A 25,558-nucleotide genomic window follows, 5' to 3' on the forward strand; every position below is an offset into this window, starting at 1 on the left:
TCCCCGTTCACACCTCACCGTCCTGCGACTCGTCCGAGGGCCACGGGTCGTGCAGCCAGAGGTCGTCGGCGACCGAGGTGGTGGCCAGCAGCTCGGCGAGGCCGTCGTCGATGCCGAGCTGCTCGGACTCGGTGCCCGGCGGGACGGCGCGCAGGGTCCGCTCCAGCCATGCGGACACCTGCGCGGAGGGTGCTTCGAGCAGCGCGTCGCCGTCGGGGGACGAGAGCGCCATCAGGACGATGTCGCGTCCGTCGACCTTCGTGGGCCAGATCCGGACATCGCCGTGGCCGCAGGGCCGGAAGACACCCTCGACGAGCAGTTCGCGGGCGAACGTCCAGTTGACGGGGTACTCCGAGCCCACGTGGAACGTGATGTGCACGGCGTACGGGTCGTCGGTGCGGTAGGCGAGCCGCGCCGGGACGGGGATGGAGCGCTCGGGGGAGAGCACCAGCTTCAGCTCCAGCTCGCGCTCGACGACGGTGTTCTCGGTGTTCTGCATGGCTGACGTCCTCTCCGGTACGGGGCCCCGGGCGGGCCCGCACGGGGAGAGAGCGCGAGGGCGGTCCGCCATTACGCGACTTCGGAGAATTTTCTTCGGGAGATTCTTCCGGGGCCCGCGGGGCTTCCAGCGAGCTCCGAGTGGCTCCTGCGGGGTCTTCGACGGGCGGACCGTCGGCCTGAGCGTGACGGTCAGTGGCGGGTTCTGTGGGTATGTCGCTCGAAGGCGGGTTTCTCGCGGCCTCTTTCTTCTTGTGGCGTGGTTCTTCGTTACTGTCCTCCTTGGGCCTAGGGGCCCGAGGTCGTTGAAGCGTCGTCACGGAACGGAGTCGGGGCAGTGGCTACTCCTCCTGGAGCCGGCGGGGAGGTACCGCAGGCCGGGTACTACCCGGACCCCTCCATTCCCGGATACATCCGGTACTGGAACGGGGGAGCCTGGGTGCCCGGGACGAGCCGGCCGGCCCCCCGTGAGGGTGAACTCCCGCCGGCCGCCCCGGTCTCGGCGATGCCCCCGGGTCCGGCCCTGGCTCCGAACCCCTCGCCCGCGCCCGCGGCCTCCTCGCAGGCACCCGTGCCCGCCGTGGAGGAGACGGGACCCGTCTTCTTCGACGAGGAGCCCGCCGCCGAGACCGCGCCCGAGCCGGCCTCGGCGTGGCAGGCGGACGTGTCGCGGCAGACCGGCTTCGGCGGCGACCGGGACCGGAAGGTCTCCTGGGGCTCGCCGGAGGCCGAGCCCGCCGCGAGCGCCGGTCCGGCCGTGCCGCAGGACCCCCGTGTGGCCGCCGCCCGCACCACGGACCCCGAGCCCAAGCCGGCCGGTCCGCAGGCCCGGTTGGGCGGGATGCCGGTGACCCCGGCGTCGGCCGCCGACCCGACGGGCGGTGCGCTGCCCGGCGTACGACAGGCGAAGGCGGAGGCGCAGGCTCCCGTGCCGGAGGGCACGATGACGATCCGCGCCCTCCCTCCGCAGGGCACGCCCGCCCCCACGCAGAACGCCCAGAGCGCGCGGAGCCCCCAGAGCTCTCAGGCCGCAGAGACCCCGCAGGGCACGCGTGACGCGCTCGGGCCGCAGGGTCCCCAGGCCCTCAGGACCCCGCAGAGCGGCGGCGCACAGCCCGCCCAGGCCTCCCGCGCGCCCCTCCCGCACGTCCCCGGCCAGCCCCAGGCACAGGCGCAGACCCCTGCCGCCTCCCAGGCCGCCCAGCCCGCCCCCGCCCCCGTCACCTCCGGTCCCGGCGGCGGCGCCCCCTCCTGGCCCCAGCAGGTCCACCAGCTCGCGCAGCCCTCGGCCGCCGCGGCCCCGGCGGCCCACCAGGCTCACCCGCAGTCCCAGCAGTCCCAGCAGGCCCGGCACGCCCCGCAGGCCGAGCAGGAGCAGCCGGTCCTCCCCTGGAAGCCGCCCGTCGAGGACCCGTTCCTCCAGGCCGCCCGCGCCCAGGCCGCCGCCCGCCCCGCCGGTCTCGGCAAGCGTCTCGTCGCCCGGCTCATCGACACCCTCGTCCTCGGCGCGCTCGTCGGCGGGGCGTCCTTCCCGTTCGTGACCCAGGCGCTCGACCACATCGACGCCAAGATCGAGGCGGCCAAGCAGACCGGCACCACCGTCCAGGTCTGGCTCCTGGACGGCACCACCTCCCTCAACTTCGGGATCGCGCTCGCCGCCCTCCTCGTCCTCGGCGTGCTGTACGAGGCGCTGCCCACGGCCAAGTGGGGCCGCACCCTCGGCAAGAAGCTCTGCGGTCTCCAGGTGCGGGACATCGAGGCGCACGAGCCGCCGACGTTCGGCGCGGCCCTGCGCCGCTGGCTGGTCTACAGCGTCCTCGGGCTCCTCGTCCTCGGTGTCCTGAACGTGCTGTGGTGCCTCTTCGACCGCCCCTGGCGCCAGTGCTGGCACGACAAGGCGGCCCACACCTTCGTGGCCGGCTAGCCGCCGCCCGCGGGGACCCGTACGGCGGTCCCCCGAACGGTCGGCGATTCCTTGCGGGGCCCTGCCACGCGGGATGCACTGCCCCCATGAGCAACGACCAGCCGACGCCCGGCCAGCCGCCCGAGGACGACCCGTTCCTCAAGAAGCCGCAGGAGCCCACGCCGCCGTCGGCGGGCTCTCCGTACGGGAGCGGGAGTCAGCCGCCACCCCCCGAAGAACCGCCGCCGGGCGGCCCTCCTCCTGGCGGCCCTCCTCCCGAGGGCCCGCCTCCGGGGGGTCCGCCTCCCGGCGGCCCGCCGCCCGGTTCGCCGTACGACAACATGCCGCCCCCGCCCCCGCCGTACGGCTCCCAGCCCTACGGAGGCGGAGGAGGCTACGGGGGCGCGGATCCGCTGGCAGGGATGCCGCCGCTCGCCGACTCGGGCAAGCGCATCCTCGCCCGGATCATCGACTGGCTGATCGTCGCCATCCCGCTCGCCGTCATCGGCATCCCGTTCAACGTCTACGACCGGGCGACCGACGGGGACGACTTCGGTGACACCATCACGGCGACCAGCACGGGTACTGGTCTCGTCTTCCAGCTCATCACCATCGTGGCGTACGTCGGCTACGACACCCTGATGGTGGCGAAGGGCGGCCAGACTTTCGGCAAGAAGTGGATGAAGCTGCGCGTCGCGATGCTCAACGACGGCTCCACACCGCCGATGAACGCCTCGCTGATCCGCGCCGTCGTGCTGTGGCTGCCCGCGCTGATCTGTTGCGCCTGCCTGTGGCCGCTGCTGCTGCTCATCCTGATCCTGGTCGACAAGCCCTACAAGCAGGGCCTGCACGACAAGGCTGCCAAGACGGTGGTGGTGTCGGTCCCGCAGTAGCTACGACGCCGGCGTCACGTACCGATCCGGGTATCGGCCCCCGCACCCACGCGGACGGCCGGTACCCGGATCTCGTCCGTCCGGGGGAGGGGCTGCACGGGTGCCGGGGCGGCCTTGCGGGGCGCGGGCATCGTCACCGCGACCAGCAGCCCGAGAAGGAGCCCGGCGGCGCTGATGACGGCGATCCCGAGCGGGGTCGTCGTACGGGACAGCAGCAGCAGGGCGACGGTCGAGAAGACGACGGTGGCCGAACCGTAGGCGAGCTGTGCGGCGTTCGGACGCGGCATGACGGGTACCGTCCCTCGAAGCATCGGCGGGTCGCTCCCCCCTGGCTGGCGCCGGGGATTCCCGGCAAGCGACTCTACGACGGTGGATGCCCGAGCGAAACGGGTAGTAAGCGTGACCTAACCCACGGTGTGGGTGCACGGGGGGCGCATGGAGTCACCGTTCCTCTCGACGACCCCTTCCGGTGCGCCCGGTTGACGTTCGGATAACGGAAATCGACTCCTGCATAGTGCAGTTGGTCTGTTCAAGTCAAGGTCTGTCTTTTCTCTCGTAACTCCGGTCGAATGTCGTCACTTGTGACGCGCGACCCCGCCCGCGGACACCCCACCCTCGGTCCGCGCGGTCGCGGGCGCCGGGGAGGAATCATCAAGTGACCAACAGACGACGGGCGATCAGAGCGTCCGCAGTCGTCGTGGCGCTCGCGGCTACCGCCGCCAGCGCCTCGACCTTCGCATTCGCCGACGAAAAGGGTCCGGGCGCACCGGCCTCGATCGAGCGCCAGGACCCGGCACCGGGTGCCGGCGTCGACAAGACGGCGGTCGACCACGACCTCGAGGGCCCTTACAGCAAGCAGCAGGAGCAGCAGCGCAAGGCCGCGCTCGAGCAGGTGCTGACCGGCGAGAGCAAGGTCGAGCGCCGCGGGGGCTCCCAGGTCGTCAAGCTCGACAGCAAGAAGTACGTCGAGCTGGGCCGGGAGAAGACCGACAAGATCTTCACGATCCTCGTCGAGTTCGGCGACAAGGTGGACAACACCACCCTGGTCGACCGCGCGGACGACGACACGGCCGAGCCGAAGCCGAAGTTCGGCGGCACGCCCGGCCCGCTGCACAACCAGATAGCCCAGCCGGACCGTTCGAAGGACAACTCGACGGCCTGGCAGAAGGACTACAACCAGCAGCACTTCCAGGACCTGTACTTCGGCACCGGCAAGGACAAGAAGGGCCAGCCGAAGCAGTCCCTGAAGACCTACATGGAGAAGACCTCCTCCGGCCGGTACTCGGTCGAGGGCGGCGTCTCGGACTGGGTCAAGGTCGAGTACAACGAAGCCCGCTACGGCTCGAACTACTGCGGCAACAGCAACTGCGCCAACGTCTGGGACGCCGTCCGCGACGGTGTCACCGCGTGGACCGCGGACCAGAAGGCCAAGGGCCGTACCGACGCCCAGATCAAGGCCGACATCGCGCAGTACGACAAGTGGGACCGGTACGACTTCGACGGCGACGGCAACTTCAACGAGCCCGACGGGTACATCGACCACTTCCAGATCGTCCACGCCGGTGAGGACGAGTCGGCGGGCGGCGGCGCCCAGGGCGGCGACGCCCTGTGGGCCCACCGCTGGTACGCGTACGGCACGGACGCGGGCAAGACCGGCCCGGCGAGCAACAAGTCCGGCGGCACGCAGATCGGCTCCACCGGCATCTGGGTCGGCGACTACACGATGCAGCCCGAGAACGGCGGCCTCGGCGTCTTCGCCCACGAGTACGGTCACGACCTCGGTCTGCCCGACCTGTACGACACCTCGGGCAAGGCCGGCGCCGAGAACTCGACCGGCTTCTGGTCCCTGATGTCCTCCGGCTCCTGGCTCGGCCGGGGCAAGGACTCCATCGGTGACCTGCCCGGCGACATGAACGCCTGGGACAAGCTGCAGCTCGGCTGGCTCAACTACACCAAGGTGAGCAACGAGCAGCGCGGTACGAAGTCCACCCACAAGCTGGGCGTGGCCGAGTACAACACCAAGAACCCCCAGGCGCTCGTCGTCGAGCTGCCGAAGAAGAAGGTCACCACCGATGTCGTCGCGCCCGCCGAGGGTGCCACGCAGTGGTGGAGCGACATGGGTGACGACCTCAAGAACACCCTGACCCGCTCCGTCGACCTGACCGGCAAGTCGAAGGCCACCCTGGAGCTCAAGGGCTGGTACGACATCGAGCTGGACTACGACTACCTCTACACCGAGGTGTCCACGGACGGCGGCGCCAACTGGACCGCCCTGGACGGCACGGTGGACGGCAAGCCGCTGCCGCGCGACGCGAGCGGCGCCCCGGCGCTGACCGACGTCTCCGGCGCGTACAAGCCGCTCGTCTTCCCGCTCGACGCCTACGCGGGCAAGAAGTTCGACCTCCGCTTCCGCTACCAGACGGACGGCGGCGCCGGCGGCAAGGGCTTCGCGGCCGACGCCATCACGCTGACCGCCGACGGTGCCACCGTCTTCTCGGACAACGTCGAGAACGGCGACAACGGCTGGACGGCGAAGGGCTTCTCGCGGATCGGCAAGGGCTTCACGAAGGAGTACGAGCAGTACTACCTCGCGGAGAACCGCCAGTACGTCTCGTACGACGAGACCCTCAAGGTCGGCCCGTACAACTTCGGCTTCACGGGCGACAAGGCCAGCTGGGTCGAGCACTACCCGTACCAGAACGGTCTGCTCATCTGGCAGTGGGACACGTCGCAGAAGGACAACAACACGGCCGTCCACCCCGGCCAGGGTCTGATCCTTCCGATCGACGCGCACCCGACGCCGCTGAAGAACGCCGACGGCACCCTGATGCGCAACCGCGTCCAGGCGTACGACTCGACGTTCGGCACCTACCGCACCGACGCGATCCGGCTGCACAAGGCGGGCGTGCCGGCCTGGGTGAAGTCGCAGCCCGGCGTCCCGGTCTTCGATGACCGGCGGGGCACGTACTGGTACACCCAGACCGAGCGCGCCGGTGTCCAGGTAACTGACACCAACACCAAGATCGCGGTCGTCAAGGAGCCGAAGGACGGCCAGACGATCACCGTCCAGGTGGGTCCCTCGCAGAAGTAATCTGCATCGTCGCAGGTCAAAGCATGATCGGCCGTCGCCCTCTAGCGGGCGGCGGCCGATCGTGTTTAGGTGCCTCTGACCAGTTCTTATTGACAGCAAGCTCACAGGGGGAGTGGTTCCGGCATGCCCGGTGGAGGTTTCTGCAAGTTGCCAGGCGGGAGCGTCGTCGTCGCGATAGGGCTCCCGAGCCCGGCCGGCGACGGGGCCACGGTCCGCTTCCTGGTCCACGCGGCCAACCGCGCCCGCGCCCTGACCCGGCTGCGGAACCTGGGCCTGAGGGCGGTCTACCTCCGCGGCAACGCGGAACCCCCGACCCCCGACGAGATCACCGCCGTCCTCCACCACCCGGACGGCCTTCTGTGGCGTTCCACGACGAGCGCGACGCAGGAGCTGTGGCACTCCATACGGACCCTGCCCACGGCCTCCTAGGCGACGGGCGCCGGGCCCGGCCCCCGGGCCCGGACGACAGCGCGCGCCCGGGCCACGGTGCGCGCCTAGACCACGGGCTTGCCCGTGAGCTCGACCCCGGCGCCGCGCAGCTCCTCCAGGGCCCGCTCGGTCGTCTCCTTCGCGACGCCCGCCGTGAGGTCCAGGAGGACCTGCGTACGGAAGCCCTCGCGCGCCGAGTCCAGCGCCGTCGCCCGTACGCAGTGGTCCGTCGCGATGCCCACGACGTCGACCTCGGTCACGTCGTGTGACCGCAGCCACTCGGCGAGCGTGACGCCGTTCTCGTCGCGCCCCTCGAAGCCGCTGTACGCCGCCTCGTACGCCCCCTTGTCGAAGACCGCGTCGATCGCCCCGGAGGCGACCGCGGGCGCGAAGTTCGGGTGGAAGCCCACGCCCTCCGTGCCGGCGACGCAGTGCACCGGCCAGGACGTCACATAGTCGGGCGTGGCGGAGAAGTGGTCTCCCGGGGCGACATGGTGGTCGCGGGTGGCCACCACGTGCTGGTACGCGGCGCCCGCCGCCTCGCCGACCAGGTCGGTGATGGCGGCGGCGACGTCCGCTCCCCCCGCCACCGCGAGGCTGCCGCCCTCGCAGAAGTCGTTCTGAACGTCCACGACGATCAATGCGCGGTGCATGGCGGGTGTCCTTCGGTGGGCCGGCGGAGGGAACGGTGGGGTGTCGAAACGGGGAATGGCATCGAGCCTAGAGACTTCCCCCTTCCTTCGGGAGGGGGCCTCGCAGGGTGTTACACGTACCCGGGCAGGGTGTTACACGTACTCCGTCGGCAGTACCGGCTCGCCCCGCGAGAGCTGGAGGGCCGACATCGGCAGTCCGTCCAGCGCCGCGATGTGCCGCGCCCTCGCCGCCTCCAGCGGCTCCCGGGCCACGACGTCGCCCCCCTTGACCAGCTCCACGAGCAGCTGACGGCCGGCGAGCTCGGCGGGCACTGGGCCGGTGCCGATCACCTCCGCCTCCGCGACGCCCTCCGCGTCCGTCCGCCGCGCCGCCCACTTGCGGCCACCGACGGAGGCCTTGCCGCCGACCGACTTCTTCGCCACCGCGGTCAGCGGCGCCTTGGGGTCGGCCGACCGGGCGCGGGCGACCAGCTTGTAGACCATCGAGCAGGTCGGGTGGCCGCTGCCGGTGACCAGCTGCGTGCCCACCCCGTACGCGTCGACCGGCGCCGCCGCCAGCGAGGCGATGGCGTACTCGTCCAGGTCCGAGGTGACCACGATCTTGGTGTTCGTCGCGCCCAGCTCGTCGAGCTGCGCCCGGACCCGGTGCGCCACGAGCAGCAGGTCCCCGGAGTCGATCCGTACGGCTCCGAGCTCCGTACCGGCCACCTCGACGGCGGTACGGACGGCCTCGGTCACGTCGTAGGTGTCGACGAGCAGCGTCGTACCGCGGCCCAGCGTCTCGACCTGGGCCTGGAAGGCGTCCCGCTCGCTGTCGTGCAGCAGCGTGAAGGCGTGCGCGGAGGTGCCGACGGTCGGGATGCCGTAGCGGAACCCGGCCGCGAGGTCCGAGGTGGAGTCGAAGCCGCCGACGTAGGCCGCCCGCGCCGAGGCGACGGCCGCCAGCTCGTGGGTGCGCCGGGCGCCCATCTCGATCAGCCGCCGCCCGCCGGCCGCGCCCGACATCCGGGAGGCCGCCGCCGCGATGGCCGAGTCGTGGTTGAGGATCGACAGGATCACGGTCTCCAGGAGCACGCACTCGGCGAAGGAGCCCTCGACCCGCAGGATCGGCGAGCCGGGGAAGTACACCTCGCCCTCGGGGTAGCCCCAGATGTCGCCCGAGAAGCGGTAGTTGCCCAGCCACTGGAGCGTCGGCTCGTCGACGATGCCCTGCTCGCGCAGGAAGCCGAGGACACCGGCGTCGAAGCGGAAGTTCTCGACGGCGTCCAGGACGCGTCCGACACCGGCCACCACGCCGTAGCGCCGCCCCTCGGGCAGACGACGGGTGAAGACCTCGAAGACGGAGCGCCGGTCGGCGGTGCCGGCCCTGAGGGCCGCCTGCAGCATGGTCAGCTCGTACTGATCGGTGAAGAGCGCGGTCGACGGCACGTCCACCGGCAGCCCAAGGTCCGCAGCGTTCATGTCAGCGATGCTACCGCAGAAATCGTCACTCTGACGATTTCTCGGCGCGCGGGCTGACCCGTTTGTGCGACGCCCCTCCCGAGGTGGCAGCATGGGGTAAGTGAGCGTCGCGCCTATTGAGATCGAACGCACGGAATCGGCTGAAGAGACCTTCGCCGTCGTCGAGCCCGACGTGCCGTGGGTGACTCTCGTCCACAACGATCCGGTCAATCTGATGAGCTATGTGACCTACGTCTTCCAGGCGTACTTCGGTTACTCCAAGGACAAGGCGCACAAGCTGATGCTCGACGTGCACAACAAGGGCCGCGCGGTGGTCTCCAGCGGGACGCGCGAGGAGATGGAGCGGGACGTGCAGGCGATGCACGGCTACGGGCTGTGGGCGACCCTCACCCAGGACCGCGGCTGATGGCCGGACGCTTCGAGGTCCTGCCCGGCGGTGGTGCCGCCGTCGCGCTCGACGAGGTCGAGATCTCCATCCTGCGCTCCCTCGCCGTCCAGCTCATGGAGCTGATCGGACCGGGCGACGAGCCCGTGGAGGGCGAGGACCCGCTCGCCGCGCTCTTCGCCGAGGGCCCGAGCGAGGCCCCCAGCGACCCCGCGCTCAAGCGCCTCTTCCCCGACGCGTACGGGGACGAGGACGAGGAGCTGCGCGCGGCCGCGGCCGACTTCCGCCGCTACACCGAGAACGACCTGCGCGCCCGCAAGCGCCAGGACGCCCTCGCGGTGATCCGCAGCCTCGACGGACTCTCCGCGACCGGCGACGACGCGGTGGTCCTCAAGCTCACCGTCGACGAGTCCCGGGCCTGGCTCGGCGCGCTCAACGACCTGCGGCTCACCATCGGGACCCGTCTGGAGGTCACCGACGAGGACGAGAGCGGGGACCTGTACCGGCTGCCCGACTCCGACCCGCGCAAGCCGATGGTGATGGCGTACCTCTGGCTGGGCGCCCTTCAGGAGTCACTCGTCGAGACGCTGATGTCCGGGGAGTGATGTCCCACGGCCTGATACCGGCCGGTAGGACGCCGTTCGCTCAGCGGACACTCAAATCCGGATAACGAATACGTCACCAAAGTCTTCTCACTGGTCCTCTTGAGTGGCTTTTGCCCCCTTTTTCATGTGGCCTGCGCCACATTCGCTCTCCTCGATCACTGTTTCCCCCGTGATAAATCTTCACGACCACCCGGGGACGCCACCCCTGTTCCCGGGGGCGCTTTGGCCGGCTGACCGCCGGTAGCACTCCATCCATATCCGGGGGGATCAGGACCTGATCCGCAGCCAGACGCAGTCGGCGCGGAACAGCATGGAGAAAGGCGCACCACCATGACCTCAGTGCAGGTCGACAAGCAGCACGACGGCAGTGAGGCCGCGGACTCCGCCGACGGCGAGGGTTACCACCGGGCACTCGGCGCCCGCCAGATCCAGATGATCGCGATCGGCGGCGCCATCGGCACGGGCCTCTTCCTGGGCGCGGGCAAGGGCATCTCCAAGGCGGGACCCAGCCTGATCCTCGCGTACGCCATCGCGGGCCTCGTCATCTTCTTCATCATGCGGGCGCTCGGCGAGCTCCTCATGTACCGGCCCGTCTCCGGCTCCTTCTCGGAGTACGCACGGGAGTTCATCGGCCCCTTCGCGGGCTTCGTGACCGGCTGGACGTACTGGCTCTTCTGGGTCGTCACCGGCATCACCGAAGTGACCGCCGCCTCCGAGTACATGCAGTACTGGACCAAGAACACCGACGGCATCCTCAATCAGCCGCAATGGGTCTTCGCCCTGATCTTCACGGTCGTCCTGTTCCTCGCGAACCTGATCTCCGTCAAGCTCTTCGGCGAACTCGAGTTCTGGTTCTCGATGGTCAAGGTCACCGCGATCGTCGGCATGATCCTCATCTGCGCCGGCATCCTCACCATCGGCTTCTCCGACGCCGGTGACACCGCCTCGATGACCCTGCTCTGGTCCGAGGGCGGGTTCTTCCCCAAGGGCATCGGCTCCACCCTGATGACCCTGCAGATGGTCATGTTCGCCTTCCTCGCCGTCGAGCTGGTCGGTGTCACGGCGGGCGAGTCCAAGGACCCGAAGACCGTCCTGCCCAAGGCCATCAACACCGTGCCGTGGCGTATCGCAGTCTTCTACGTCGGCGCGCTGATCATGATCCTGTCGGTCGTCCCGTGGACCCACTTCCAGCCGGGCGTCTCCCCGTTCGTCGCGGCCTTCGAGAAGATGGGCCTCGGCGTCGGCGCCGCGATCGTGAACTTCGTCGTCCTGACGGCCGCGCTCTCCTCCTGCAACTCGGGCATGTACTCCACCGGCCGCATGCTGCGCGACCTCGCGCTCAACGGCCAGGGCCCGAAGTTCTTCACCAAGCTCACCAAGAACGGTCTGCCGCTGGTCGGCACGTCCTTCTCCGCCGGGCTGATGATGGTCGGCGTCTGGATCAACTACCAGTGGCCCGGCGACGCCTTCAACTACGTCGTCTCCTTCGCCACCATCTCCGGCATGTGGGCCTGGATCATGATCCTGATCTGCCAGGTCCGCTTCCGCCTCAAGGCCGACCGCGGCGAGCTGCCCCAGTCGTCCTTCAAGGCGCCGGGCGGCATCTGGTGCAGCCTCTTCGCCCTCGCCTTCATCGGCATGGTCATCGTGCTGATGGGCATCGACAAGGACGCGCGGATCTCGCTCTACTGCGCGCCGCTGTGGGGCCTCGTCCTCGCGGTCGCGTACCTGGTCCTGAAGTCCCGCAACCCGCAGGGTGCGGCCTTCGCCAAGCGCTCGTAACGCGTTCTCTGTCCAGCATTCGGGCCGTCCCGTACCACTCCTCGGTACGGGACGGCCCCTTTGCTTATCCTGTCCGACATGCTGACCATCACCCGGGCCCTGTACGACCAGATCGTGGAGCACTCCCGCGCGGACCACCCCGACGAGGCCTGCGGCGTGGTCGCGGGTCCCGCCGGCAGCGGCCGCCCGGAGCGGTTCATCCCGATGCTGAACGCCGCGCGCTCGCCCACGTTCTACGAGTTCGACTCCGCCGACCTGCTGAAGCTCTACCGCGAGATGGACGACCGGGACGAGGAACCCGTGATCATCTACCACTCGCACACCGCCACCGAGGCCTACCCGTCCCGTACCGACATCTCGTACGCCAACGAGCCCGGCGCGCACTACGTCCTGGTCTCGACCGCCGACACCGACGGCGCGGGCCCCTTCCAGTTCCGCTCCTACACGATCGTCGAGGGCGTCGTGACCGAGGAGGACGTGAAGGTCGTCGAGGAGTACGCCGTCTGAGACACTGACGCGACCATCAGGGCGGCAGGACCCAGGAAGCCGGTGCGAATCCGGCACGGTCCCGCCACTGTGTCCGGCCCCTCCGGGGGCCGGAAGCCAGGAACTGACCTGCCGCCTCTCACCACCGACTGGGGACGTGGAAATCCCCGGAGGAGGCTCGTCCGCCATGACCTGGCGCCGCCGTACCCTGCTGCCCGCCGCCGCCCTCGTCCCGCTGCTCGCCGCCTGCGCGGCCCCCGCGGAGAAGGGCGCCCCCGCCGCCGAGGCCGCACCGGGGTTCCCGTACACCGTCGCCAACTGCGGTGTGAAGACGACGTACCAGGCCCCGCCGCAGCGGGCCGTCACCATGAACCAGCACGTCACCGAGGTCATGCTCGCCCTCGGCCTGGAGAAGTCCCTCGTCGGCACGGCCTACCTCGACGACCGGATCCTCCCCGCGTACAAGAAGGCGTACGACGCGGTGCCGGTGCTCGCGAAGGAGTACCCCTCCAAGGAGGCCCTGCTCGCCGCGAACCCCGACTTCGTCTACGGCGGTTACTCCAGCGCCTTCGACGCCAAGGCCGGACGGAGCCGGGACGACCTGAAGGCCGCGGGGGTCGACAGCCGCCTCAACATGGAGTACTGCCCCTCCGGCTCCTCCTCCCTCGCCGACCTCTACCGGGAGGTCGACGAGGTCGCCCGGACCTTCGGCGTCCCCGACCGCGGCACGCGCTGGACGGCCGAGGCGAGGAAGACGGTCGCGGCGACCGAGAAGAAGGTGGACGGGGTCGCCCCGGTCTCGGTCTTCGTCTACGACAGCGGCGACAAGTCGGCCTTCACCGCCGGAGGCAAGGGCATCGGCAACGAGCTGATCACCCGGGCGGGCGGGCGGAACGTCTTCGCCGACCTCGACAAGCCCTTCGGCGACGCGACATGGGAGCAGGTCGTCGCCCGCAAGCCGGACGTGATCGTCATCTACGACTACGGCTCGACGACCGTGGAACAGAAGAAGAAGCGCCTCCTGGAGGACCCGGCCCTCAAGGACGTCCCGGCGGTCGAGAACCGCCGTTTCGCCGTGCTGCCGCTCTCCGACGCGGTCCTCGGCGTCCGGGTCCCGGCGGCGATCGAGAAGCTCGCGACCCAGCTCCACCCGACCCGATGACGGCCACCCCGCTCCCGAACGCCGGAGCGGCCGAGGACGCGAACCCGAAGGACCCGACGGCGCCAGGCCGGACCCGGCCCGGTCCGACGCCGTCCGGTCCGGCGCCGTCCGGTCCGGCCTCGTCCGGTCCGGCCTCGTCCGCCGCGGTCGCCGCGACGGCGGTCGCCGGCCGGTTCGGACGGGCGGGGCGCGGCGGCCCGCCCGCGCCGGCCGGTCCCGGGCGGTACCTGCTCGTTCTCGGCGGGCTCGTCGCCGCCCTCGCGGTCGCCGTCGTCGCCGGGGTCGCCCTCGGGTCCGTGCGGATCCCCGTGGGCGACGTCGTCGAGATCCTCACCGGCCGCGCCGCGCCCTCCCCGTACCGCACGATCGTGCTCGACGTCCGGCTTCCGCGCGTGCTCCTCGGCGCGATCGTCGGCGCCGGGCTCGCCGTCGTCGGCGCCGTCCTCCAGGCCCTGGTCCGCAACCGGCTCGCCGACCCCTTCCTCCTCGGGATCTCCTCCGGCGCCTCCACCGGGGCCGTCCTCGTCCTGGTCCTCGGCATCGGCGGCGGGATCACCACCACCGTCGCCCTGCCCGCCGGAGCCTTCGCCGGCGCCCTGCTCGCCCTGGTCCTCGTCTACGCGCTCGCCCGCCACGGCTCGACGATGACCGGCTCCCGGCTCGTCCTCGCCGGGGTCGCCGTCTCGTACATCCTCTCCGCGCTGACCACCCTGCTCCTCGTCCTCGCGGGCCGCCCCGAACACTTCCAGGAGGCGATGTTCTGGTCCCTCGGCGGCCTCGGCAGCGCCCGCTGGGACATGCTCGCCCTGCCCGCCGCAGTCCTCGTCCTCGGCGTCGCCGCCCTGCTCACCCTCGCCCGCCCCCTCGACCTGCTCCTCGTCGGCGAGGAGGGCGCGACCGTCCTCGGCCTCGACACCGCCCGCTTCCGCGCCGCCGTCTTCGTCCTCGCCTCCCTCGTCACCGCCGTCATGGTCTCCGTCAGCGGAGCCGTCGGCTTCGTCGGCCTGATGGTCCCCCACGCCGCCCGGATGGCCGTCGGCGCGCCGCACCGCCGCCTCCTGCCGGTCGCCGCGCTCGGCGGCGCGCTCGCCCTGATCCTGGCCGACCTCGCCGCCCGTACCGCCGCCGCGCCCCAGGACATCCCCGTCGGCGTCCTCACCGCCCTCACCGGCGGTCCGTTCTTCCTCTGGCTCATGCGCCGCCGCGCGGAAGGGAGCCCGGTATGACCGAACTGCGCCTCCAGGGACTCTCGTACGGGACACGGCTGCGCGACGCCGACCTCACCGCACGCCCCGGCGAGACCGTCGGGCTCGTCGGCCCCAACGGCAGCGGCAAGACCACCCTCCTGCGCTGCGTCTACGGCACCCTCACCCCCACCTCGGGCCGCGCCCTCCTCGACGGCGACGACCTGGCCGCACTCGGCCCCAAGGCGCGCGCCCGCCGGATCGCGACCGTCCCCCAGGACGGCTCCACCGAATTCGAGCTGACCGTCCGCGAACTCGTCGCCCTCGGCCGTTCCCCGCACAAGCGCTTCTGGGAGGGCGACGACGCCTCCGACCGGACCCGCGCCGACGCCGCCCTCGCCCGGGTCGGCATCGCCGAGCTGGCCGACCGGCCCTACCCCACCCTCTCCGGCGGCGAACGCCAGCGCGCCCTCGTCGCCCGCGCCCTGGTCCAGGAGCCGGCGCTGCTCGTGCTGGACGAGCCCACCAACCACCTCGACATCCGCTACCAGCTCGAAGTCCTCCGCCTCGTCCGCGACTTGGGCACCACCAACCTGCTCGCCCTGCACGACCTCAACCTCGCCGCCGCCTACTGCGACCGCCTCTACGTCCTGGAGCGCGGCCGCGTGGTCGCCGAGGGCGCCCCCGCCGACGTGCTCACGCCTATGCTGTTCAGGGCGGTGTACGGGGTGGAAGCCGAGGTCATCCCGCATCCGAGGACCGGCACGCCGACCGTCTTCTACCTGCCTGGTCCGCCAGTCGAGCGTGAACCGTCCGCCATGTGAGATCACATTCCGAAACCCGGACCGGGAATCGATACGATGACCGCATGGTTTCCCACGACGTGAGCGAAGTGACGACGCCGGGCAGCGCGCTGCTCGTGGCGCGGCTGCACGTCGACCTGTGCCGTTTCGCCAGCGCGATGTGAGCGGGTGCGCCCGCGGCGCACCCCAGCACCACCCCGCGCGGGGGCCGACAGCCGCGCGCCTTCCACGCCACTCCCGACTCCCGAAACAGGAGCCCACGCCATGGCCATCGAGGTCCGCATCCCGACCATCCTCCGCACCTACACCGACGGCGAGAAGGCCGTCCAGGGCAGCGGTGCGACGCTCGCCGAGCTCTTCGCCGACCTGGAGACGCGCCACGCCGGAATCGAGGCCCGCATCGTGGACAACGGCCAGCTGCGCCGCTTCGTCAACGTGTACCTCAACGACGAGGACGTCCGCTTCCTCGACGGCATCGACACCAAGCTCACCGACGGCGACAACGTCACGATCCTGCCGGCCGTGGCCGGCGGCATGGTCTGATCCACATGCGTTACGACTCCCCGCTCGCGGCGGTCGGCAACACGCCCCTGGTCCGCCTGCCCCGGCTCTCCCCGTCGGACGACGTCCGCATCTGGGCCAAGCTGGAGGACCGCAACCCCACCGGCTCGGTCAAGGACCGCCCCGCGCTCCACATGATCGAGCAGGCCGAGAAGGACGGCCGGCTCACCCCCGGCTGCACCATCCTGGAGCCGACCAGCGGCAACAGCGGGATCTCGCTGGCGATGGCGGCGAAGCTCAAGGGCTACCGCATCGTCTGCGTCATGCCGGAGAACACCAGCGAGGAGCGTCGCCAGCTGCTCGCCATGTGGGGAGCCGAGATCATCTCGTCCCCTGCGGCCGGCGGGTCGAACACGGCCGTACGGGTCGCCAAGGAGATCGCCGCGGAGAACCCCTCCTGGGTGATGCTCTACCAGTACGGCAACCCGGACAACGCGGGCGCCCACTACGCCACCACGGGCCCCGAGATCCTCGCGGACCTGCCCTCCGTCACCCACTTCGTGGCGGGCCTGGGCACCACCGGCACGCTCATGGGCGTCGGCCGCTACCTGCGCGAGCACAAGCCCGACATCAAGATCGTCGCCGCGGAACCGCGGTACGACGACCTCGTGTACGGGCTGCGGAACCTGGACGAGGGCTTCGTCCCCGAGCTGTACGACGCCTCGGTCCTCACCACCCGCTTCTCGGTCGGCTCGGCCGACGCGGTCACCCGCACCCGGGAACTCCTCCAGCAGGAGGGCATCTTCGCCGGCGTCTCCACGGGCGCGGCGCTCCACGCGGCGATCGGCGTCGGCCAGAAGGCGCTGAAGGCCGGCGAGAGCGCCGACATCGCCTTCGTCGTGGCGGACGGCGGCTGGAAGTACCTCTCGACCGGCCTCTACACGGCTGCGACGACCGAAGAGGCGATCGAGACGGTCCAGGGCCAGCTCTGGGCGTGACCCTCACACGCGAGACCGTCGCATGACCGTCAGGCGAGATGGCGGACCTGGTCCCACACGACCGGGTCCGCCGTTCCCACTCTGCGGCGGAACTCCCACACCGGGACCTCCCGCAGCTCGTCCGTCTCCAGGAAGCTCGGCCGCCCCTGCGCGTCGCCCACCGCGCCCGGCGGCAGCGCGATCACGGCGGGCCGCTCGTCGTGGTACTTGCTCGTGATCTTGGCGACGAGGGCGTGGTCGCCCCGCAGCGAGAGCACCAGACACGGCCGGTCCTTCGACCGCTCGTCACCCACCACCGCCCTGCCAGACGCGCTTCGCGCGGCACCTGCTGACTTCGGCCCGTCCTCGTAGGGCACCTCGGCCCACCAGATCTCGCCCGCCCGGGGGAGCCGCGCGGGCGCCTTCCAGGGCGCGCTGGGCCGTACGGGCGGGCGCCCCGGCGGGCGCGTCCGGCCACCCGGCGGGCGCGTCCGGCCCCCGGGCCGCCGGTCGGGCCGCCGCGCCGAGCGCTTCCGGCCGTCCGCCACCACCGCGACCAGCGCGATCACCACGACCGCGACGAGCGCCGGCCACCAGGACGTGTCCATACCCCACGACGTTACCGGCCGCCCGCACCCCGCGCGCTCCCGCCCCAGGTCCATCCGAACCGGTGACAGAGCCCGTGAGTTCGCCCACAACGGGCCGCCACGGAGGAGCGACGGCGGGCACCGCGCCTTACGCTCGACGCATCGCAAGACCTCCCCCGCCGCTCTCCGCCCTCGGAGGTTCACGCTCCATGAAGCTCACCGTCGTCGGCTGCTCCGGGTCGTTCCCGTCCGCGGACTCGGCCTGTTCGAGCTACCTCGTAGAGGCCGACGGCTTCCGGCTGCTCCTCGACATGGGCAACGGCGCCCTCGGCGAGCTGCAGCGCCACATCGGTCTGTACGACCTCGACGCCATCTTCCTCAGCCACCTCCACGCCGACCACTGCATCGACATGTGCGGATACTTCGTCGCCCGCTACTACCGCCACGACGGCGGCCGCTGCGACGCGATCCCGGTCTTCGCCCCGGAGGGCGCCGAACAGCGCCTGACCACGGCGTACGCCGACACCCCCTCGGACAAGTCGATGAGCGAGGTCTTCGACTTCCGCACGCTGAAGTCCGAGTCCTTCGAGCTGGGCCCGTTCTCCGTCCGTACGGAGAAGGTGTGCCACCCGGTGGAGGCGTACGGCATCAGGATCGAGCACGGCGGCCGGACGCTCACGTACTCCGGTGACACGGGGGTCTGCGAGTCCCTGCACCAACTCGCGGACGGTGCGGACCTCTTCCTGTGCGAGGCGTCCTTCACGCACGGCAAGGAGGACATCCCGGCCCTCCATCTCAACGGCCGCGAGGCGGGCGCGGAGGCGGCCCGCTCCTCGGTGGGCCGGCTGGTGCTCACGCACATCCCGCCGTGGACGGACGGCCGGCAGAACCTGGCGGACGCGCGGGCGGTGTACGACGGGCCGTCGGAGCTGGCGTACGCGGGCGCGGTCTACGAGGTCTGAGGCGCGCGTTCTCCTCCGGCAGCCCTCCGGACGTATGTACGGGAAAGGCCCCGGAACCGTGGTGCGGTTCCGGGGCCCTTCCGTCGTTCGGGTGAGGCTCACGCCTTGGTGAGGTCCTCGATCTCCTCGTCGGTCTCGCGGCCCGGCGTCGGGAGGTTGAACTTGGTGATCGCGAAGCGGAAGACCCCGTAGTAGATCGCGGCGAACACCAGACCGATCGGGATGATCATCCAGGGCTTCGTGGCCAGGTTCCAGTTCAGCAGGTAGTCGATCGCACCCGCCGAGAAGGTGAAGCCGGCGTGCACCCCGAGCGCCCAGGTCACGGCCATCGAGATGGCGGTGAGGACCGCGTGGATCACGTACAGCACCGGGGCGATGAACATGAAGGTGAACTCGATCGGCTCGGTGATACCGGTGACGAAGGAGGTCAGGGCGAGCGAGATCATCATGCCGAGGACGGCCTTGCGGCGCTCCGGGCGGGCGGAGTGCGCGATGGCGAGCGCGGCGGCCGGGAGGCCGAACATCATGATCGGGAAGAAGCCGGACATGAACTGACCGGCGGTCGGGTCACCGGCGAAGAAGCGGCCGATGTCGCCGTGGACGACCTTGCCGGCGGCGTCCGTGAAGTCACCGAGCTGGAACCAGGAGACGGTGTTCACGAACTGGTGCATGCCGACCGGGATCAGCGCGCGGTTGATCAGGCCGAAGAGGCCGGCGCCGGCGGCGCCGAGGCCGGTCATCCACTCGCCGAAGCTGGAGATGCCGTTGCCGATGGGCTCCCAGACCAGGCCGAAGACGACACCGACGAGGGTGCCGACGAAGGCCATGATGATCGGGACGAGACGGCGGCCGTTGAAGAAGCCGAGCCAGTCGACCAGCTTGGTGCGGTGGTACTTCTGCCACAGCACCGCGGAGAGCAGACCCATGAGGATGCCGCCGAGGACACCCGGGTTGTTGTACGTCGCCGCGACGTCGACGCCACCGTTCTCGGTGGTGTTGACCACGGCCTCGGTGACCGGGAACGCCTTGAGGACGTTGCTGTAGACCAGGAAGCCGACGAGGGCGGCCAGGGCGGTGGAGCCGTCGGCCTTCTTGGCGAAGCCGATGGCCACGCCTATGCAGAACAGCAGGGGCAGGTTGGCGAAGACTGCGTCACCGGCCGTGGCGAACACGGAGGCGACCTTGTCCCATCCGAGGCCGTCCTTGCCGAACACGTCGGGCTGGCCGAGACGGAGCAAGATACCCGCGGCCGGCAGAACGGCGATCGGCAGCTGCAGGCTGCGACCGACCTTCTGCAGGCCCTGGAACAGGCCGGATCCGCGCTTCTTCGCGGGAGCGGCGGCCTGGGCGGTGGCCGTACTCATCAACTTCCTCCAGTAAGGCAAGGCGCCGCCAGAGGACATGAAAAGGGGGTGACGGCGGCGTCTCGTGGAACGCGGTGGTCTGGACCGCGTGGTCTACACCAATGAGTGGTGTAGACCAGTTTTAGCACGTGAGACATAGATAAGGAACCTGCGAATTCTGTGTGCCCGGGCCATTGCTGGGCGTGAACGGCGAAGGGCCCCCGGACCATGAGGTCCGGGGGCCCTTCGCCCTCACGACACCAGGGCGAAAGCCCCGAATGCCGCTCGCGGGCCGCGCCTTGGCGGGGTCGCTCTATGCCTTCGTGGTGTCCCTGTCCATCTCGTCCTCCAGCTCGTCCGGCTCGCGCCCCGGCGTCGGCAGATCGAACTTGGTGATCGCGAACCGGAAGATCGCGTAGTAGACGACCGCGAAACCCAGACCGATCGGAATGATCAGCCACGGTTTCGTCGCCAGGTTCCAGTTGATGACGTAGTCGATCAGACCCGCCGAGAAGCTGAACCCGTCCTTCACCCCGAGCGCCCAGGTCACGGCCATCGACACACCCGTGAGCACCGCGTGGATCGCGTACAGCACCGGGGCGATGAAGAGGAACGAGTACTCGATCGGCTCCGTGATGCCGGTGACGAACGAGGTCAGCGCGACCGACAGCATCATGCCGCCCACCTCCTTGCGCCGGCGCGGCTTGGCGCAGTGGGTGATCGCGAGCGCCGCCGCCGGGAGCGCGAACATCATGATCGGGAAGAAGCCCGTCAGGAACTGGCCGGCCTCCGGGTCACCCGCCAGGAACATGGGGATGTCGCCGTTGACGGTCGTACCGTCCGGCCTCTCGTACGTGCCGAACTGGAACCAGATGGGCACGTTCAGGAACTGGTGCAGACCGATCACGAGCAGCGCGCGGTTGGCGACACCGAAGATGCCCGAACCCCAGGCCCCTAGACCCACCAGCCAGTCGCTGAAGTTCTCCAGCGCGTCGCCGATCGGCGGCCAGACCCACAGGCAGAGGGAGGCGAACGCGATCGCGACGAAGGTCATGATGATCGGCACGAGCCGGCGGCCGTTGAAGAAGCCCAGCCAGTCCACGAGCTTCTTCCGGTGGTAGCGCTGCCACAGCCAGGCCGTGAGCAAGCCGATGACGATGCCGCCGAAGACGCCCGGATTCTGGTACGTGTAGCCGCTGAAAGCCTGCTCGGGCGCGAGGCAGCCGCCCTCGATGTCCACCGTTCCCTCGGGGCAGGTCTCGGGGAACTGGCGCAGGACGTTGTAGTAGACGAGGAAGCCCACCGTGGCCGCGAGCGCGGTCGAGCCGTCCGCCTTCTTCGCCATTCCGATCGCGACACCGATGCAGAACAGGAGGGGCAGTCCGAGGTTGCCGTCGAGCAGGGCGCCACCGGCGCCCGCCATCACCTTGGCGACGTTGTCCCACCCGAGCCCGTCCGCCCCGAAGACGTCCGGCTGCCCGAGGCGATTGATGATGCCGGCCGCCGGGAGCACGGCGATGGGGAGCTGGAGGCTGCGCCCCATCTTCTGCAGCCCCTGGAAGAAGCCGCCCCACATCGACTTCCGCGGTGCACCCGCGGCGCTGTCCGTACTCATCGGCGTCCTCCCTGACCCGGAACAGGCCGGGCCCGACTCGCGTCGAGACTGGTGTAGACCAGTTGCGATAGGCTCCCGGGAGCCCGCTGAGGGCAGGTCGCCGGTGATCGTCATCATTCGGCAGAACGAGGGCACTCGCTCGCGAAGTTGGGCCAACCGTGGGTTACCGTGACAAAGCGGACCTTCGGTGCGCCGAGACTCACGTTCTTCGAACAGGAACGGACAGGGAGAAACACATGGCCAGCAAGGCTGAGAAGATCGTCGCCGGGCTCGGCGGCATCGACAACATCGAAGAGGTCGAGGGCTGCATCACCCGCCTGCGCACCGAGGTCATCGACCCCAGCAAGGTCGACGAGGCCGCCCTCAAGGCCGCCGGCGCCCACGGCGTCGTGAAGATGGGCACCGCGATCCAGGTCGTCATCGGCACCGACGCCGACCCGATCGCCGCCGACATCGAAGACATGATGTAACCAGCCGAGCCACCCAGCCTCGCACCGACGGGGGCCCGGTCCGACAGGGGACCGGGCCCCCGTCGCGTACGGCTACGCTCGACCCATGTCTCGTATCGACGGCCGTACCCCCGAACAGCTCCGCCCCGTCACCATCGAACGCGGATGGAGCAAGCACGCCGAGGGCTCCGTCCTCATCTCCTTCGGCGACACCAAGGTCTTCTGCACCGCCTCCGTCACCGAAGGCGTCCCGCGCTGGCGCAAGGGCAGCGGCGAAGGCTGGGTCACCGGCGAGTACTCCATGCTCCCGCGCGCCACCAACACCCGCGGCGACCGCGAATCCGTCCGCGGCAAGATCGGCGGCCGCACGCACGAGATCTCCCGCCTCATCGGACGCTCCCTGCGCGCCGTCATCGACTACAAGGCCCTCGGCGAGAACACCATCGTCCTCGACTGCGACGTCCTCCAGGCCGACGGCGGCACCCGCACCGCCGCCATCACCGGCGCCTACGTCGCCCTCGCCGACGCCGTCGCCTGGGCCCAGGGCAAGAAGCTGGTCAAGGCCGGCCGCAAGCCCCTCACCGGCACCGTCGCCGCCGTCTCCGTCGGCATCGTCGACGGCACCCCCCTCCTCGACCTCTGCTACGAGGAGGACGTCCGCGCCGAGACCGACATGAACGTCGTCTGCACCGGCGACGGCCGCTTCGTCGAGGTCCAGGGCACCGCCGAGGCCGAGCCCTTCGACCGCAAGGAGCTCAACGCCCTCCTCGACCTCGCCTCCGGCGGCTGCGCCGAACTCGCCGAGATCCAGCGCCAGGCGCTCGAAGGAACTCTCTAGCCCCCAGCGGCGTCTTCATGGACACGGGCGTACGGCAGGACCGTACGCCCGTCATCCATATCCCTCGGGGAGGACCCGTCTTGAAGCGCCGTCTCGCACTCGCCATGGCCTCGGCAGCCGTACTCACCACCACCCTCGTCGGCTGCGGAGCACTCGACAAGGCAATGGACTGTGTCGCCACCGCCGACGCGATAGCCACCAGCGTCGACAAGCTCTCGCAGGCGGTCTCCAACGCCTCGAACGACCCGACGCAGCTCAACGAGGCCTTGAACGAGATCTCCACGGAGCTCGGCAAGCTCCAGGACACCACGGACAACGCGGACCTCTCCAAGGCCGTGGACGACCTCACCAAGGGCGTCGAATCCGTGAAGGGCGCCGTCAACAACGGCGACACCACCCCGGACATCAAGCCGATCACCGACGCGGCCGCCGAGATCGGCAAGGTCTGCACCCCGGGATAATCGGGAGCATGACCCGTCTGATCCTCGCCACCCGCAACGCCGGAAAGATCACCGAACTCCACGCGATCCTCGCCGACGCAGGCCTCACCCACGAGCTCGTCGGCGCGGACGCGTACCCGGAGATCCCCGACGTCAAGGAGACCGGCGTCACCTTCGCCGAGAACGCCCTCCTCAAGGCCCACGCCCTGGCCCAGGCCACCGGCCTGCCGGCCGTCGCCGACGACTCCGGCCTCTGCGTCGACGTCCTGAACGGCGCCCCCGGCATCTTCTCGGCCCGCTGGTCCGGCACCCACGGCAACGACCGCGCCAACCTGGACCTGCTCCTGGCCCAGCTCGCCGACATCGACGCCCCCCACCGAGCCGCCCACTTCGCCTGCGCGGCGGCCCTGGCCCTCCCGGACGGCACGGAACGCGTCGTCGAGGGCCGCATGCCGGGCACCCTCCGCCACACCCCGACCGGCACGAACGGCTTCGGCTACGACCCGATCCTCCAGCCGACCGGCTACGAGGTGACGTGCGCGGAACTGACCCCGGAGGAGAAGAACGCGATCAGCCACCGGGGCAAGGCGTTCCGGGCGCTGGTACCGGTGGTACGGGAGCTGCTGGGCTGAGGCCCCAAGCGAACAGCCCCTCACCTTCGAATCGAAGGTGAGGGGCTGCTTTCGCTCGTACGCCCGGTCGGACTCGAACCGACAACACATGGCACCTAAAGCCATTCTCTCTTCCATTGGAGTACGGGCGCGCGCTTTTCAGCTCACTGTACCCGCTGCCATCCGCGAGCCAGGGGCTGGTGACCGCATGGTAGTTGGGGCGCGGAACGGCCCGTACCGCCTCCGGGGCGTACGGGCCGTCCTTCACCGGTGCGGGGTCAGAACTTCGGTTCGGGTGCCCGGGCGAGGACGAGTTCCGCCGCCTCCTCCGGGGTCTCCACGCACGGGGGCGAGCCCTCCAGCGGGCGCCGGGCCGTCTCCTTCATGCAGGCCACCGCGATCACACCGACGAACGCGGCGCCCATCGCGTAGTACGCGGGCATCAGGCCGCTGCCGGTCGCGCCGATCAGCGCCGTGATGACCAGCGGGGTCGTGCCGCCGAAGAGCGAGGCCGACACGTTGTACCCGATGGACAGGGAGCCGTAGCGCACATCGGTCGGGAAGAGTGCCGGGAGCGCCGCCGACATCGTGCCGAGCATGCAGACCAGCGAGAGACCGAGCATCAGCATGCCCGCCGTGATCGCCAGGACGCCGCCCTGCCGGATCAGCAGGAACGCCGGCAGTGACAGGAAGAGGAAGCCCAGCATGCCCGCCATCAGCACCGGCTTGCGCCCGAACCGGTCGTTGAGCCGCCCCACCTGAGCGATGATCAGCATCAGGAAGACCATCACGAGCAGCAGGATCAGCAGGCCGTGGGTCTCGCTGTAGCCGAGCTCGTCGGAGAGATACGTCGGCATGTACGACAGCAGCATGTAGTGGGTGATGTTGTACGCGCCCACCAGGGCGATGCACAGGATCAGCATCGGCCACTGCTGCCGGAGGATCTTCGCCAGGTCGCCCTTGGCGGAGGTCTCCACCGGGTCCGCCGCCTCCGAGGCCCGCACCGTGTCGCTCTCCAGCTTCTGGAAGGCGGGCGTCTCGTCGAGCCGCATCCGCAGATAGAGGCCGACCAGGCCGAGCGGCCCCGCCACCAGGAACGGCACGCGCCAGCCCCACGCCTCCATGGTGCCGGAGCCGAGCCAGGTGGTGAGCACCGTGACCAGGCCCGCCGCGCCGAGGTAGCCCGCGAGTGTGCCGAACTCCAGGAAGCTGCCGAAGAAGCCGCGTCGGCGGTCCGGCGCGTACTCGGCGATGAACGTCGACGCGCCGCCGTACTCCCCGCCCGTGGAGAAGCCCTGGAGCATCCGGAGGAAGACCAGCAGGACCGGTGCCCAGAAGCCGATCGAGGCGTACGACGGGATCAGGCCGATCGCGAACGTGCTGACCGCCATGAGGATCATGGTCGTGGCCAGGACCTTCTTGCGGCCGATCCGGTCACCCATCGGGCCGAACACCACGCCGCCCAAGGGGCGCACGAGGAACGCGACCGCGAAGGTCGCGAACGACGACAGCAGCTGCGCGGTCTCGTTCCCGGCGGGGAAGAAGACATGGCCGAGCGTGACGGCGAGGTAGGCGTAGATGCCGAAGTCGAACCACTCCATGGCATTGCCCAGGGAGGCCGCCTTCACGGCGCGCCTGACGGCCGCGTCGTCGGTCACCGTGATGTCCGACCGGCGCAGGGGCGGCTGCTGCCGCCGTGTGACGGCCCGGAAGAGCCGCGGATGCCGTCTGCGGGCTTCCGGGTCGGCCGCGGGGGCGGTGCGATCGGTCGCCGACATGACCGTACGTCCTTTCTCGGGGGGCAACTCCAGGAAGGACGTCTGCGCGGTCAGGCCGATCACAAACGGGAACGCACCGGAATTGAGGCCTCCGTCACGTTCCCGACGGAGGCCTCAGGGGG

General features: G+C 70.2%; 27 protein-coding genes, 1 tRNA gene and 1 riboswitch. Of the genes, 19 read left to right on the forward strand and 9 right to left on the reverse strand.

Annotated features, from left to right (window positions below):
- Nucleotides 1-7: 7 nt before the first annotated feature.
- Nucleotides 8-499 (reverse strand): SsgA family sporulation/cell division regulator, encoded by a 492-nt coding sequence (locus tag ACFY8U_RS17995; protein WP_389571095.1) that lies wholly within the window; start codon nt 497-499, stop codon nt 8-10.
- A 336-nt stretch (nt 500-835) separates the two neighbouring features.
- Between ACFY8U_RS17995 and ACFY8U_RS18000 the strand changes: the two genes are divergently transcribed.
- Together ACFY8U_RS18000 and ACFY8U_RS18005 are read left to right on the forward strand one after the other, a co-directional pair.
- Entirely contained in the window at nt 836-2,422 is a 1,587-nt protein-coding gene (locus ACFY8U_RS18000; protein WP_389571097.1) for an RDD family protein, read from the forward strand.
- Between the two features lie 86 nt (nt 2,423-2,508).
- Nucleotides 2,509-3,294 carry an RDD family protein gene (locus ACFY8U_RS18005; protein ID WP_389571100.1) on the forward strand — a complete coding sequence of 262 codons (786 nt, stop codon included), beginning with the start codon at nt 2,509-2,511 and terminating at the stop codon, nt 3,292-3,294.
- Nucleotides 3,295-3,308: 14 nt separating this feature from the next.
- On the opposite strand, the gene ACFY8U_RS18010 is transcribed toward ACFY8U_RS18005, so the two are convergent.
- Nucleotides 3,309-3,581, reverse strand: a complete 273-nt coding sequence (locus ACFY8U_RS18010) for a hypothetical protein (RefSeq protein WP_389571103.1) — start codon at nt 3,579-3,581, stop codon at nt 3,309-3,311.
- Nucleotides 3,582-3,949: 368 nt separating this feature from the next.
- Here ACFY8U_RS18010 and ACFY8U_RS18015 point away from each other — a divergent pair, with 368 nt between their 5' ends.
- Together ACFY8U_RS18015 and ACFY8U_RS18020 are read left to right on the forward strand one after the other, a co-directional pair.
- A complete protein-coding gene (locus ACFY8U_RS18015) occupies nt 3,950-6,385 on the forward strand; it encodes an immune inhibitor A domain-containing protein (RefSeq protein ID WP_389571104.1) in 2,436 nt (811 codons plus the stop codon).
- Between the two features lie 123 nt (nt 6,386-6,508).
- Entirely contained in the window at nt 6,509-6,814 is a 306-nt protein-coding gene (locus ACFY8U_RS18020; RefSeq protein WP_361439488.1) for a hypothetical protein, read from the forward strand.
- A 65-nt stretch (nt 6,815-6,879) separates the two neighbouring features.
- Here ACFY8U_RS18020 and ACFY8U_RS18025 read toward each other — a convergent pair whose 3' ends face one another.
- Both ACFY8U_RS18025 and ACFY8U_RS18030 read right to left on the reverse strand, forming a co-directional pair.
- Nucleotides 6,880-7,467 carry an isochorismatase family protein gene (locus ACFY8U_RS18025; protein ID WP_361439490.1) on the reverse strand — a complete coding sequence of 196 codons (588 nt, stop codon included), beginning with the start codon at nt 7,465-7,467 and terminating at the stop codon, nt 6,880-6,882.
- Nucleotides 7,468-7,599: 132 nt separating this feature from the next.
- On the reverse strand, nt 7,600-8,928 hold the full coding sequence (locus ACFY8U_RS18030; protein ID WP_389571107.1) for a nicotinate phosphoribosyltransferase: 1,329 nt from the start codon (nt 8,926-8,928) through the stop codon (nt 7,600-7,602).
- Nucleotides 8,929-9,028: 100 nt separating this feature from the next.
- Here ACFY8U_RS18030 and clpS point away from each other — a divergent pair, with 100 nt between their 5' ends.
- From clpS to ACFY8U_RS18080, 10 genes are all read left to right on the forward strand, one after another.
- On the forward strand, nt 9,029-9,334 hold the full coding sequence (gene clpS / locus ACFY8U_RS18035; RefSeq protein WP_352187447.1) for an ATP-dependent Clp protease adapter ClpS: 306 nt from the start codon (nt 9,029-9,031) through the stop codon (nt 9,332-9,334).
- A complete protein-coding gene (locus ACFY8U_RS18040; protein ID WP_361439495.1) occupies nt 9,334-9,918 on the forward strand; it encodes a DUF2017 domain-containing protein in 585 nt (194 codons plus the stop codon). The genes clpS and ACFY8U_RS18040 overlap by 1 nt, the downstream gene beginning before the upstream one ends.
- A gap of 330 nt (nt 9,919-10,248) precedes the next feature.
- Entirely contained in the window at nt 10,249-11,700 is a 1,452-nt protein-coding gene (locus ACFY8U_RS18045) for an amino acid permease (RefSeq protein ID WP_389571110.1), read from the forward strand.
- Between the two features lie 78 nt (nt 11,701-11,778).
- Nucleotides 11,779-12,207: a Mov34/MPN/PAD-1 family protein gene (locus ACFY8U_RS18050; RefSeq protein ID WP_389571112.1), complete on the forward strand. Its 429-nt coding sequence runs from the start codon at nt 11,779-11,781 to the stop codon at nt 12,205-12,207.
- 32 nt (nt 12,208-12,239) lie between these two features.
- Nucleotides 12,240-12,313: riboswitch (cobalamin riboswitch) on the forward strand.
- 60 nt (nt 12,314-12,373) lie between these two features.
- Nucleotides 12,374-13,348, forward strand: coding sequence for an ABC transporter substrate-binding protein (locus tag ACFY8U_RS18055; protein ID WP_389571115.1), 975 nt, complete (start codon nt 12,374-12,376; stop codon nt 13,346-13,348).
- On the forward strand, nt 13,345-14,574 hold the full coding sequence (locus ACFY8U_RS18060) for a FecCD family ABC transporter permease (RefSeq protein WP_389571118.1): 1,230 nt from the start codon (nt 13,345-13,347) through the stop codon (nt 14,572-14,574). The genes ACFY8U_RS18055 and ACFY8U_RS18060 overlap by 4 nt, the downstream gene beginning before the upstream one ends.
- On the forward strand, nt 14,571-15,356 hold the full coding sequence (locus ACFY8U_RS18065) for an ABC transporter ATP-binding protein (protein WP_389571121.1): 786 nt from the start codon (nt 14,571-14,573) through the stop codon (nt 15,354-15,356). Before ACFY8U_RS18060 ends, ACFY8U_RS18065 begins: the two co-directional genes overlap by 4 nt.
- A 44-nt stretch (nt 15,357-15,400) precedes the next feature.
- Nucleotides 15,401-15,499 carry a putative leader peptide gene (locus ACFY8U_RS18070; protein WP_352187453.1) on the forward strand — a complete coding sequence of 33 codons (99 nt, stop codon included), beginning with the start codon at nt 15,401-15,403 and terminating at the stop codon, nt 15,497-15,499.
- Between the two features lie 100 nt (nt 15,500-15,599).
- On the forward strand, nt 15,600-15,878 hold the full coding sequence (locus tag ACFY8U_RS18075) for a MoaD/ThiS family protein (RefSeq protein ID WP_361439507.1): 279 nt from the start codon (nt 15,600-15,602) through the stop codon (nt 15,876-15,878).
- Between the two features lie 5 nt (nt 15,879-15,883).
- Complete coding sequence (locus ACFY8U_RS18080) at nt 15,884-16,834, forward strand: PLP-dependent cysteine synthase family protein (RefSeq protein WP_389571124.1); 951 nt, start codon at nt 15,884-15,886, stop codon at nt 16,832-16,834.
- A 29-nt stretch (nt 16,835-16,863) separates the two neighbouring features.
- On the opposite strand, the gene ACFY8U_RS18085 is transcribed toward ACFY8U_RS18080, so the two are convergent.
- The gene (locus ACFY8U_RS18085; protein WP_389571127.1) at nt 16,864-17,421 is read right to left on the reverse strand and encodes a type II toxin-antitoxin system PemK/MazF family toxin; all 558 of its coding nucleotides are present in this window, start codon (nt 17,419-17,421) and stop codon (nt 16,864-16,866) included.
- A gap of 188 nt (nt 17,422-17,609) precedes the next feature.
- Here ACFY8U_RS18085 and ACFY8U_RS18090 point away from each other — a divergent pair, with 188 nt between their 5' ends.
- Nucleotides 17,610-18,362, forward strand: a complete 753-nt coding sequence (locus ACFY8U_RS18090; RefSeq protein ID WP_361439513.1) for an MBL fold metallo-hydrolase — start codon at nt 17,610-17,612, stop codon at nt 18,360-18,362.
- A gap of 98 nt (nt 18,363-18,460) precedes the next feature.
- On the opposite strand, the gene ACFY8U_RS18095 is transcribed toward ACFY8U_RS18090, so the two are convergent.
- On the reverse strand, nt 18,461-19,726 hold the full coding sequence (locus tag ACFY8U_RS18095) for a PTS transporter subunit EIIC (protein WP_389571130.1): 1,266 nt from the start codon (nt 19,724-19,726) through the stop codon (nt 18,461-18,463).
- Nucleotides 19,727-20,018: 292 nt separating this feature from the next.
- On the reverse strand, nt 20,019-21,320 hold the full coding sequence (locus ACFY8U_RS18100; protein WP_389571132.1) for a PTS transporter subunit EIIC: 1,302 nt from the start codon (nt 21,318-21,320) through the stop codon (nt 20,019-20,021).
- A 236-nt stretch (nt 21,321-21,556) separates the two neighbouring features.
- Between ACFY8U_RS18100 and ACFY8U_RS18105 the strand changes: the two genes are divergently transcribed.
- From ACFY8U_RS18105 to rdgB, 4 genes are all read left to right on the forward strand, one after another.
- Nucleotides 21,557-21,790, forward strand: coding sequence for a glucose PTS transporter subunit EIIB (locus tag ACFY8U_RS18105; protein WP_019886687.1), 234 nt, complete (start codon nt 21,557-21,559; stop codon nt 21,788-21,790).
- Nucleotides 21,791-21,875: 85 nt separating this feature from the next.
- A complete protein-coding gene (gene rph, locus ACFY8U_RS18110) occupies nt 21,876-22,607 on the forward strand; it encodes a ribonuclease PH (RefSeq protein WP_361439519.1) in 732 nt (243 codons plus the stop codon).
- A gap of 104 nt (nt 22,608-22,711) precedes the next feature.
- A complete protein-coding gene (locus tag ACFY8U_RS18115; RefSeq protein ID WP_361439913.1) occupies nt 22,712-23,068 on the forward strand; it encodes a hypothetical protein in 357 nt (118 codons plus the stop codon).
- 8 nt (nt 23,069-23,076) lie between these two features.
- Nucleotides 23,077-23,679 (forward strand): RdgB/HAM1 family non-canonical purine NTP pyrophosphatase, encoded by a 603-nt coding sequence (gene rdgB, locus ACFY8U_RS18120; protein WP_389571136.1) that lies wholly within the window; start codon nt 23,077-23,079, stop codon nt 23,677-23,679.
- Between the two features lie 58 nt (nt 23,680-23,737).
- Here rdgB and ACFY8U_RS18125 read toward each other — a convergent pair.
- Together ACFY8U_RS18125 and proP are read right to left on the reverse strand one after the other, a co-directional pair.
- Nucleotides 23,738-23,810, reverse strand: a tRNA-Leu gene (locus tag ACFY8U_RS18125).
- Nucleotides 23,811-23,936: 126 nt separating this feature from the next.
- A complete protein-coding gene (proP, locus tag ACFY8U_RS18130) occupies nt 23,937-25,436 on the reverse strand; it encodes a glycine betaine/L-proline transporter ProP (protein ID WP_389571138.1) in 1,500 nt (499 codons plus the stop codon).
- Nucleotides 25,437-25,558 lie beyond the last annotated feature (122 nt).

It is taken from the genome of Streptomyces sp. NPDC012508 (assembly GCF_042902595.1).
Classification (GTDB): domain Bacteria; phylum Actinomycetota; class Actinomycetes; order Streptomycetales; family Streptomycetaceae; genus Streptomyces.